An 11,012-nucleotide genomic window follows, 5' to 3' on the forward strand; every position below is an offset into this window, starting at 1 on the left:
CGGAGGTCGACGATGACTGAATCCACGCCCACGCCCACGCCGATGCCCGCCGGGCGGGCGCCACGCCGGGGGCGGGTGTGCTTCACCTCGCAGGTCCGGCCCGACCGGCTCGCCGAGTACCGGGCGGCGCACGCCGCCGTGTGGCCCGAGATGCTCGAGGCCCTGAGGGACACCGGCTGGCGCGACTATCACCTGTACCTGCGCGACGACGGCCTGCTGGTGGGCATCCTCGAGACCGACGACTACGACGCCGCGCAGGCGGGCATGGCCGCCACCGAGGTGAACGCCCGCTGGCAGGCCGAGATGGGCGGCTTCTTCGTGGACGACGGCAGCCCGGACGAAGGTTTCGTGATCCTCGACGAGGTGTTCCACCTCGAGGACCAGTTGCGCACGGCCGGGCTGGCGGTCACGCCGCAGACCTGACCGCGCGCGCCGATGCCATGACTGCTCCGTCGCCGACCCCTTGACGGCATGCGAAGGGGTCTCGTAACGTCCATCCAGCAAGCTGCAAAAACCTGACAGGCAATGAGCAAGAAGCAGTGCATGCACTGCAACTCTCCGACCTGCCTCCGTGCGACCGATCCCATCCCGATGGGTCGCGTCGGTGGCGCCGACAGACCCATCCGGGACGCCGACGCACCAGTACCGCAGCGCCGTCGTCGGGCACCGTCGCCCGCGGGTGGGGTGGATGAGCCCGCCTCCGGCGGGAGAACGAGGACGTTCATGAGAATCCCCTGGAAGCACATGGTCGTGGCGGGTGCCGCGGTGACGCTGGTGGCGCCGCTCGGCGTCGCCGCCGCGGCGCAGGCCGCCGACGTCACCAACCTCGCCCTCGGCAGACCGATCACCGCCTCGTCGGTGACCCAGACGTACGTCGCGGGCAACGCGAACGACGGCGACACCAGCTCCTACTGGGAGGGCGCGGGCGGGCAGTATCCCTCGGACCTCACGGTCGACCTCGGCGAGGACGCCGACGTGGAGCGCGTCGTCGTCATGCTGCCCCCGCCGGACGTGTGGTCTCCGCGCACCCAGACGTTCAGCGTGCTCGGGCGGTCCGACGGCGAGTCGTCGTTCCGCACGCTCGCGGCCGAGGTGGCGTACGGCTTCGACCCCGCCACCGGCAACCAGGTCGAGATCCCGCTCGACGCGCGAGCGGCCGAGCTCCGCCTCGCGTTCACCGCCAACACCGGCGCGGGCAACGGTCAGGTGTCCGAGCTCCAGGTGTGGGGCGCGGCGGTCGGCGGCGGCGAGCCGACCGACCCGCCCACCGAGCCGACCGACCCGCCCACCGACCCGACCGGCACCAACCACGCCCAGGGCCGACCGGTGGAGGCGTCCTCGACGCAGTGGACCTACGCCGCGGCGAACGCCGTCGACGGGCAGCTCGGGACGTACTGGGAGGGCGCGGGCGGACAGTACCCGTCCACCCTCGACGTGTCCCTGGCCGCGCCCACGCAGGTGCACACCCTCCGTGTGCGCCTCAACCCCGACGCCGTCTGGGGTCCGCGCACGCAGACGTTCTCCGTCTGGGGGCGCTCCGGGACGGGCGGCTGGGAGGAGCTCGTGCCGTCGGCCGGGTACGCGTTCGCGCCCGGGACCGGCAACCTCGTCGACGTCGCCGCGGCCGGCACCGTCACCGACGTCCGGCTGCGCTTCACGGGCAACACCGGCGCGGGCAACGGCCAGGTGGCCGAGCTGGAGGTCTACGGCGACCTGGAACCGAACCCCGACCTCACCGTCACCGAGGTGACGGCGTCCCCGGGATCCCCGACCGCGACCACCCCCGTCACGCTCACCGCGACCGTGGAGAACGCCGGGGACCGTGCGTCCGCGGCCACCACCGTCGAGGCGACCGTCGACGGCGCCACCGCCGGATCCTCGGACGTCGGGGCGCTGGAGCCCGGTGCGAGCGCCCAGGTGGAGATCTCCGCCGGTACGCACCGCGCCGGTGAGCACACGGTCGGCGCCGTCGTCGACCCGCAGGACGTCGTGTCCGAGAACGACGAGACGAACAACGCCTACACGTCACCGGTGAAGCTGGTCGTCGACGAGGCGCCGGGTCCGGACCTCGAGGTCGTCTCGGTGTCCTCGAACCCGTCCTCCCCGCGCGTCGGCGACGACGTGACCTTCACCGTGACGGTGCGCAACCGTGGCAACGAGCCCGCTGCCGCAGGATCCGTGACGCGGGTCGTCGCCGGCGGGGACACGCTGGACGGCGCCACCCCGGCGGTCGGCGCCGGCGAGACGGCCGCCGTCACTCCTGACGGCTCCTGGACGGCCACCGACGGCGGCGCCACCGTGACCGCCACGGCCGACGCGACCGGCGTCGTCGACGAGACCGACGAGGGCAACAACACCGGCACGCTCGCCCTCACCGTGGGCCGCGGCGCGGCCACGCCCTACACCACCTACGAGGCCGAGGACGGCACCTACACCGGTGAGCTGCTCCGGACCGACCCGCTGCGCACGTTCGGGCACACCAACTTCGCCACCGAGTCCTCCGGCCGTGAGTCCGTGCGTCTGACCGGTACCGGCGAGTACGTGGAGCTCACCTCCACGAACCCGACGAACTCCATCGTGGTGCGCAACTCCATCCCGGACGCCGCCGGAGGCGGGGGCCAGGACAAGACCATCAGCCTCTACGCGGACGGCGAGTTCGTGCGGAAGCTGACGCTCTCCTCGCAGCACTCCTGGCTGTACGGGACGACCGACTCGCCCGAGGGCCTGACCAACACCCCGGGCGGCGACGCGCGCAGGCTCTTCGACGAGTCGCACGCGCTCCTGGACCAGGACTTCCCGGCCGGCACCGTGTTCCGCCTCCAGCGTGATGCCGACGACGACGCCGAGTTCTACGTCATCGACCTGGTCGAGCTGGAGCAGGTGGCGCCGCCGTCGCCGAAGCCGGCGCAGTGCACGTCGATCACGGAGTACGGCGCCGTGCCCGACGACGGGATCGAGGACACGGACGCCATCCAGGCGGCCGTCACGGCCAACCAGGACGGCGACATCGACTGCGTCTGGATCCCGGCCGGCCAGTGGCGTCAGGAGCGCAAGATCCTCACCGAGGACCCCGACCGCACCGGCTACAACCAGGTCGGCATCCGGGACGTGACGATCCGCGGGGCCGGGATGTGGCACTCCCAGCTCTACAGCATCATCGAGCCGCAGGACGCCGACGGCATCAACCATCCGCACGAGGGCAACTTCGGGTTCGACATCGACGACAACGTCCAGATCTCCGACCTCGCGATCTTCGGCTCCGGGCGGATCCGCGGGGGTGACGGTGACGACGAGGGCGGCGTCGGCCTCAACGGGCGGTTCGGGCAGAACACCACGATCTCCAACGTGTGGATCGAGCACGCGAACGTCGGCGTGTGGGTGGGCCGCGACTACTCGAACAAGCCGGAGCTGTGGGGCCCTGCCGACGGCCTGCGGTTCTCCGGCATGCGCATCCGCGACACCTACGCCGACGGGATCAACTTCTCCAACGGCACGCGCAACTCGTCGGTGGTGAACTCGGCCTTCCGCAACACCGGCGACGACGCCCTCGCCGTCTGGGCCAACCCCTACGTGAAGGACACCGCCGTCGACATCGCGCACGACAACACCTTCCGGAACAACACGGTCCAGCTCCCGTGGCGCGCCAACGGCATCGCCATCTACGGCGGCTACGACAACAGCATCGAGAACAACCTGGTCTACGACACCATGAACTACCCCGGGATCATGCTCGCCACCGACCACAGCCCCCTGCCGTTCTCGGGGACCACGCTCGTCGCCAACAACGGGCTGTACCGCACCGGCGGGGCGTTCTGGAACGAGGACCAGGAGTTCGGCGCCATCACGCTGTTCCCCCAGACCCACGACATCGTCGGCGTCATCATCCGCGACACCGACATCGTGGACTCCACCTATGACGGCATCCAGTTCAAGAACGGCGGCGGCAGCATGCCCGACGTCCGGATCACCGACGTGCGGATCGACCGGTCCAACAACGGGTCCGGCATCCTCGCGATGGGCGGGGCCCGGGGCAACGCCGTCCTCTCGGGCGTGACCGTCACGAACTCCGCCGAGGGCGACATCGAGCAGGAGCCCGGTTCGACGTTCGAGTTCACCGGCCAGTAGGCCTGCACGGCGGTCGTGCACGGGGGTCGTGCGCTCGGCGGGGCGTGTGGTCGGGGGTAGTGCACGTGGTCCCGCCCGACGGCGCGCGCTCGCGGTCTCGCCCGACGGCGCGCGGTCGCGGTCTCGCCCGACGGCGAACGGTCGCGGTCTCGCCCGACGGCGCGCGGTCGCGGTCTCGCCGTCGTCCGCTCGCCGGTTGTGCACGCCGGTTGTGCACGCCGTCGTGTGGTCGGGGGTTTGGCGTGTGGTCGGTCAAGTGATTGACCGACCACACGCCAAACCCCCGACCACACGATGCCCGCGACCATGTGGCGGCCCCCGACCACACGATGCCCGCGACCACGCGATGCCCGCGACGACGCGATGCCCGCGACGACGCGATGCCCGCGATCACGTGACGCACCCGCCGCGCGCCGATGGATTGCTGCCCCGGTGCGAGGGGGGCTCACGTGCAGCATGGCGCTGCTCCCACCATGCGCCTTGACCGTGCGCACGGGCGAGGGCTACGCTCCACTTGAATCGTTTCAAGGCGGCGTCGCCCGACGCCACACGCAGCGCGCGACGAAGCGCCGGAAGGGAGCCGTGCCGATGACGCCCGACAACGCCAAGGCGGCACTCCGTGACCAGACCATCGAGCTCCCGTCGTGGGCTTTCGGGAACTCGGGGACCCGGTTCAAGGTGTTCGGTCAGCCCGGGGTCCCGCGTGACCCCTACGAGAAGCTGGCCGACGCCGCACAGGTGCACCAGTACACCGGCATCGCGCCACGCGTGAGCCTGCACATCCCGTGGGACCTGGTGGACGACTTCTCCGACCTGTCCCGGCATGCCGCGGACCTCGGCGTTACCATCGGCATGATCAACTCCAACGTCTTCCAGGACGACGACTACATGCTCGGGTCGCTCACCCACCCGGACGCGAAGATCCGGGCCAAGGCGATCGAGCACCACAAGCAGTGCATCGACGTCATGCGTGCCACCGGATCGGCGGACCTCAAGGTCTGGCTGGCCGACGGCCTGAACTACCCCGGCCAGGACTCGATCCGTGCCCGCCAGGACCGGCTGGCCGAGTCGCTCGCCGAGATCTACGCCGCCCTGGACGAGGACCAGCACCTGGTGCTCGAGTACAAGTTCTTCGAGCCCGCGTTCTACACGATGGACGTCCCCGACTGGGGTACCTCCCTGCTGCACTGCATGGCGCTGGGCGAGCGGGCCAACGTCGTCCTCGACACCGGCCACCACGCCCCGGGCACGAACATCGAGTTCATCGTGGCCCAGCTCCTGCGGCAGGGCCGCCTCGGCGCGTTCGACTTCAACAGCCGCTTCTACGCCGACGACGACCTGATGGTGGGTGCCGCCGACCCGTTCCAGCTCTTCCGGATCATGCACGAGATCGTCCAGGCCGGAGCGCTCGCCCCGGACTCCGGCGTCAACTTCATGCTCGACCAGTGCCACAACATCGAGCCGAAGATCCCCGGTCAGATCCGTTCGGTCATGAACGTCCAGGAGGCCACGGCCAAGGCACTGCTGGTCGACGCCGACGCCCTGGCCGCAGCCCAGCAGGCCGGGGACGTGCTCGGCGCGAACGGCGTGCTCATGGACGCCTACAACACCGACACCCGGCCGCTGCTGGTCGAACTGCGCCAGGAGCAGGGCCTCGACCCCGACCCGATGGCAGCCTTCGCGGCCTCGGGCTACGCCGAGAAGATCGCGACCGAGCGCGTCGGCGGAGCCCAGGCCGGCTGGGGCGCCTGACCCTCCGCACGTACGAACGACCTCGCAGGACACCTAGGAGCAGCAGCAGATGACCACTGACACCACCCCGGCCGTCGACGCGCTCGTCGCCCGGTCGAACCGCCTCGGTTCCGACCCGCGCGTCACCAACTTCGCCGGCGGCAACACCTCCGCCAAGGGCACCGCCACCGACCCCGTGACCGGCGAGGACGCCGAACTCCTGTGGGTCAAGGGATCCGGCGGTGACCTCGGCACCCTGAAGCCCCAGGGCCTCGCCGTCCTCCGCCTCGACCGGATGCGCGCCCTGGTCGACACCTACCCCGGCATCGACCGCGAGGACGAGATGGTCGCCGCCTTCGACTACTGCCTGCACGGCAAGGGCGGCGCCGCACCCTCCATCGACACGGCCATGCACGGCCTGGTCGACGCCGACCACGTCGACCACCTGCACCCCGACGCCGGGATCGCCATCGCCACCGCCGCCGACGGCGAGAAGCTCACCGCGGAGATCTTCGGCGACGAGGTGGTCTGGGTCCCCTGGCGCCGCCCCGGCTTCCAGCTCGGACTCGACATCGCGGCGATCAAGGCGAAGAACCCCCAGGCCATCGGCTGCATCCTCGGCGGCCACGGCATCACCGCCTGGGGCGACACCTCCGAGGAGTGCGAGCAGCGCTCCCTGGCCATCATCCGCAGGGCCGAGGAGTTCATCGCCGCCCGCACCGCCTCCCTCGCCGAACGCGGCGAGCACCCGTTCGGCTCGGTCCGCCCCGGCTACGAGGCCCTGCCCGACGACGAGCGCCGCGCCAAGGCCGCCGCCCTGGCTCCGGTGATCCGCGGCATCGCCTCGACCGACGCGCCACAGGTGGGCCACTTCACCGACGCGGGCGTCGTCCTCGACTTCCTGTCCCGCGAGAAGCTGGCGGTCCTCGCGGACCTCGGGACGTCGTGCCCCGACCACTTCCTGCGCACCAAGGTCAAGCCGCTGGTGGTGGACCTGCCGGCGGACGCCCCGGTGGACGACGTCGTCGCCCGGCTGCACGAGCTGCACGAGCCGTACCGTCAGGACTACGCGGCCTACTACGAGCGTGGAGCGGCCGCCGCACGGGAGCGGGGCGAGGAGCCGCCCGCCATGCGCGGCGCCGACCCGCTGATCGTGCTGGTGCCGGGGGTGGGCATGTTCTCGTTCGGGCGGAACAAGCAGACCGCCCGGGTGGCCGGCGAGTTCTACGTGAACGCGATCAACGTGATGCGCGGTGCCGAGGCGATCTCGGCCTACACGCCCATCGACGAGTCGGAGAAGTTCCGCATCGAGTACTGGGCGCTGGAGGAGGCCAAGCTGCGGCGCATGCCGGCGCCGAAGCCGCTGGCCACGCGGGTGGCTCTGGTCACCGGGGCGGCGTCGGGCATCGGGAAGGCGACCGCACTGCGGCTGGCCGCCGAGGGCGCCTGCGTGGTGATCGCGGACCTGGACGCCGACAAGGCGCGGGAGGCGGCCGCCGAGCTCGGCGGACCCGACATCGCCGTGGGCGTCGCCGCCGACGTCACCTCCGCCGCCGACGTCGCCGCCGCGGTGGACGAGGCCGCGCTGGCGTTCGGCGGCGTGGACCTCGTGGTGAACAACGCGGGCCTGTCGATCAGCAAGCCGCTGCTGGAGACCACCGAGAAGGACTGGGACCTGCAGCACGACGTCATGGCGCGCGGGTCGTTCCTGGTCGCGCGGGAGGCGGCCCGCGCCATGATCGCCCAGGGCATGGGTGGCGACATCGTCTACATCGCGTCCAAGAACTCCCTGTTCGCAGGGCCCAACAACGTGGCCTACTCCGCGGCCAAGGCCGACCAGGCCCACCAGGTGCGGCTGCTCGCCGCAGAACTGGGCGAGCACGGCATCCGCGTCAACGGCATCAACCCCGACGGCGTGGTCCGCGGGTCCGGGATCTTCGCCGGCGGCTGGGGCGCCAAGCGCGCCGCGGTCTACGGCGTGCCGGAGGACGAGCTCGGGCAGTATTACGCCCAGCGCACCCTGCTCAAGCGCGAGGTGCTGCCGGACCACGTGGCCGCGGCCGTGTTCGCGCTGGTCGGACCCGACCTGCCCCTCACCACAGGCCTGCACGTCCCGGTCGACTCCGGCGTGGCGGCGGCGTTCCTGCGATGAGCGGCGCCGAGCCCGAGCACGCGCCCGTGGGCGCGCCCGAGCCGGCCCCCGTACGCGTGCCCGCCGAGCCGTCCGGCGCCAAGGGCGGTACGGCGTTCGTCGCGATCGACCTGGGCGCGACGTCCGGTCGCGTCATGCTCGGCGTCCTGCATCCGCCGGCCGGAGACGGTCCGGCCGGTGCGGACGCCGGGCCGCCCGCGGGGCAAGCCGCCCCGGCGGAACGGGTCGGCACGGCCTCGGCGGAACGGGTCGGCACGGTCCCGGTGGAACGGTCGGGCACGGCCTCGGCAGGCGTCGTGCGCGGACGGACGGACCCCGTGCGCGGACGGACGGACCCCGTGCGGGTCGAGCTCGTCGAGTGCGGGCGGTTCCCGAACGGGCCCGCAGTCACCGACGGCGGTCTGCACTGGGACTTCGAGGCGCTCTGGGACGGGATCGTGACCGGGCTGCGCGAGGCGGCGTCCATCGCGTCCGGCCGCGGGCTCGACGTGCGGGGGATCGGCGTCGACTCGTGGGCGGTCGACCACGGATTCCTGGACGACGACGGAGCCCTGCTCGCCCAGCCGTGGTGCTACCGCGACGCGCGGACGGATGCCGTACGCGAGCGCGTCTACGAGCGGATTCCCTTCGCCGAGCACTACGCGGTCAACGGGCTGCAGGACCTGCCGTTCACGTCCCTGTTCCAGCTGGTCGCCAGCGCAGCCGAGCGCGATGGTCGCGGGCAGGCGGTTCCGGGTGCCGCCGACGCCGACGCTGCCGCCGACGCCGAGAGAGCGACCGACTGGTCCCGCGCCGCGCTGGTGCTTCTCGTCCCGGACCTCATCACGTACCGGCTCACGGGCAGGCGGGTGGCCGAGGTGACGAACGCGTCCACCACCGGCCTGCTCGACGCCCGGACCCGGACCTGGTCGGACGCGCATGTCGAGCGCCTCGTGCGGGAGTTCCCGGAGCTCGGGGACCTGCGGTCCCGGCTCCCGGAACTCGTGGAACCCGGGACCGCCGTCGGGGACCTCCGCCCGGACCTCGGCGACGAGACGGGCCTGGGCGCGGTGCCGGTGTTCGCCGTGTGCTCGCACGACACGGCCTCGGCCGTCGCGGCGGCACCGCTGCCGCAGGCTGCCGGCCAGCGGGAGGCCCCGGGACGCGAAACCCCGGGACGGGAGGCTGCGGGGCAGGAATCCCCGGGACAGGAATCCCCGGGACGGGAAACCCCGGGACGGGAGGCCGCGGGGCAGGAAACCACGGGGCAACGGGAGGCCGCGGCCTACATCTCGTCCGGGACCTGGTCGCTGGTGGGGCTGGAGCTTGACGCGCCCGTGCTCACACCGGCCAGCCGCGAGGCGAACTTCACCAACGAGCTCGGCATCGACGGCACCGTGCGGTACCTGCGCAACGTCATGGGGCTGTGGATCCTCAACGAGTGCGTGCGCGAATGGTCCGAGGCCGACGGCGCGCCGGTCGACCTTCCAGCCCTCCTGGAGAAGGCTGCCCGCGAACCCGGTGGCCGCTGCCTCATCGACGTGGACGGCGAGGAGTTCCTCGCGCCGGGCGGCATGCCCGGCCGGGTGCGTGCCGCGATCGACCGGCGGGCGCCGCAAGGCGTGGCCGACACCCGGCCGGCGGCCGCACGGGTGATCCTGGACAGCCTCGCGGCGGCCTACGCCCGGGTGGTCCACCGCGCCGGCCAGCTCGCGGGCGTCGAGGTCACCGCGATCCACGTGGTGGGCGGAGGATCGCAGAACGACCTGCTGAACCGCCTCACGGCCGAGGCGGCGGGCCTGCCCGTGCACGCCGGACCGGTCGAGGCCACGGCGCTCGGGAACGTCCTGGTCCAAGCGCGCGCGGCAGGAGCCCTGACCGGCTCGGACGGCGGGCCGGCGTCGCGGGCGGACCTGCGCGCGGCCGTCCGCGCGAGCACGGCGCCGCGCACGTACGAGCCCACCCCGTCGCGCGGACTGCCCGCGTAGGACACCGATCGGGTGTGTGGTCGGGGGTTCGGCGTGTGGTCGGTCAAGTGATTGACCGACCACACGCCGAACCCCCGACCACACCAACGGCTCGCGCCTACCCGCGCGATCTCCCGGGCGCCTCCCGGCTCGTGATCCAGTCCGCGACGGCCGCGGCGACCTCCGCGTCCCGGCCCCGCAGGTCGTGGGCGCCGGGCAGGGTGACCCGGGTGACGCGTCCCGGTATCGCGGCGGCATGCTCCGCGAGTTCCTCCGGAGTGCCGAACGGGTCCCTGTCCCCGGACACGAACAGCACCGGAACGTCGAGGTCCCCGAAGTGCTCCACCCGCAGGCGGTCCGGCCTGCCCGGCGGGTGCAGCGGGTAGCTCAGCAGCACGAGGCCCGCCGCGGGGAGGCCCTCCGCGACCGCCATCGAGCACATGCGCCCCCCGTACGAACGGCCACCGAGCAGGAGGCGGTCCGTCGTCGTACCGATCTCCTCGGCGAACTTCGCGGCCACCGCGCGAAGGTGGGCAACGGCGACCGGGGGACGGTCCGGCATCCTCTTCCCTGCGAGGCGATACGGGAAGTCCACCCGCCGGACGGGCACGGGCGGGTCGAGAGCGGACAGCTCCTGGTCCACCGTGACCAGCGTGTGGTGGTCGCTCGACGCGCCCGCGCCGGGCGTGAGCAGCAGTCCGGAGACGTTCATCCCACCATCGTGGGGCACCGCCACGCTCCGCGGGAGGTCGAGCGGCGGGTCAGGAGGGCCGCCACAGCATCATCAGCAGCACGCCGCCGACGGCCGCGCCGACACCGGCGAGGAGCACCCACACCCAGTTGAGACCGGCGGGCCCTCCCTCCCTGACAGGGTCGTCGGCGGGTGCCGCCTGGCCGAACGAGGTGATGGTCGGGGCCTCCTGCTCGTACGGGTCCGAGGGTACGGACCGGTCCGGCGTCGGCGACGGGCTGGGACCAGGGCTCCGAACCGGCGTGGACGGGGTGGGGTCCGGCGTCGGCTCGGTGGCGGAGCTGTCTCTTATACACATCTGACGCTG

The 11,012-nt window shown here is 72.3% G+C and carries 6 protein-coding genes and 1 pseudogene; 5 read left to right on the forward strand and 2 right to left on the reverse strand.

The genetic code is table 11. The annotated features are described in order from the left end of the window. The first annotated feature begins 12 nt into the window (after positions 1–12). From HGK34_RS18565 to HGK34_RS18585, 5 genes are all read left to right on the forward strand, one after another. Complete coding sequence (locus HGK34_RS18565; RefSeq protein ID WP_244666929.1) at positions 13–423, forward strand: L-rhamnose mutarotase; 411 nt, start codon at positions 13–15, stop codon at positions 421–423. Between the two features lie 300 nt (positions 424–723). After that, complete coding sequence (locus HGK34_RS23320) at positions 724–4,125, forward strand: CARDB domain-containing protein (RefSeq protein ID WP_280517963.1); 3,402 nt, start codon at positions 724–726, stop codon at positions 4,123–4,125. Positions 4,126–4,713: 588 nt separating this feature from the next. Continuing rightward, on the forward strand, positions 4,714–5,877 hold the full coding sequence (rhaI, locus tag HGK34_RS18575; RefSeq protein ID WP_201850156.1) for an L-rhamnose isomerase: 1,164 nt from the start codon (positions 4,714–4,716) through the stop codon (positions 5,875–5,877). 49 nt (positions 5,878–5,926) lie between these two features. Further along, the gene (locus HGK34_RS18580) at positions 5,927–8,008 is read left to right on the forward strand and encodes a bifunctional aldolase/short-chain dehydrogenase (protein ID WP_201850158.1); all 2,082 of its coding nucleotides are present in this window, start codon (positions 5,927–5,929) and stop codon (positions 8,006–8,008) included. Beyond that, positions 8,005–9,975: a rhamnulokinase gene (locus HGK34_RS18585; protein WP_244666930.1), complete on the forward strand. Its 1,971-nt coding sequence runs from the start codon at positions 8,005–8,007 to the stop codon at positions 9,973–9,975. The genes HGK34_RS18580 and HGK34_RS18585 overlap by 4 nt, the downstream gene beginning before the upstream one ends. Before the next feature lie 97 nt (positions 9,976–10,072). Here HGK34_RS18585 and HGK34_RS18590 read toward each other — a convergent pair whose 3' ends face one another. After that, positions 10,073–10,666 carry an alpha/beta hydrolase family protein gene (locus tag HGK34_RS18590; protein WP_201850160.1) on the reverse strand — a complete coding sequence of 198 codons (594 nt, stop codon included), beginning with the start codon at positions 10,664–10,666 and terminating at the stop codon, positions 10,073–10,075. Positions 10,667–10,715: 49 nt separating this feature from the next. Further along, positions 10,716–11,012, reverse strand: a pseudogene (locus HGK34_RS18595) (hypothetical protein); the annotation flags it as partial.

The sequence above is a fragment of the Myceligenerans indicum genome, from assembly GCF_016742955.1.
GTDB lineage: Bacteria > Actinomycetota > Actinomycetes > Actinomycetales > Cellulomonadaceae > Myceligenerans > Myceligenerans indicum.

Coding starts and splice junctions, on each gene's coding strand:
- HGK34_RS18565 (WP_244666929.1), top strand. CDS start 13: ATGACTGAATCCACGCCCACGCCCACGCCGATGCCCGCCGGGCGGGCG.
- HGK34_RS23320 (WP_280517963.1), top strand. CDS start 724: ATGAGAATCCCCTGGAAGCACATGGTCGTGGCGGGTGCCGCGGTGACG.
- rhaI (WP_201850156.1), top strand. CDS start 4,714: ATGACGCCCGACAACGCCAAGGCGGCACTCCGTGACCAGACCATCGAG.
- HGK34_RS18580 (WP_201850158.1), top strand. CDS start 5,927: ATGACCACTGACACCACCCCGGCCGTCGACGCGCTCGTCGCCCGGTCG.
- HGK34_RS18585 (WP_244666930.1), top strand. CDS start 8,005: ATGAGCGGCGCCGAGCCCGAGCACGCGCCCGTGGGCGCGCCCGAGCCG.
- HGK34_RS18590 (WP_201850160.1), bottom strand. CDS start 10,666: ATGAACGTCTCCGGACTGCTGCTCACGCCCGGCGCGGGCGCGTCGAGC.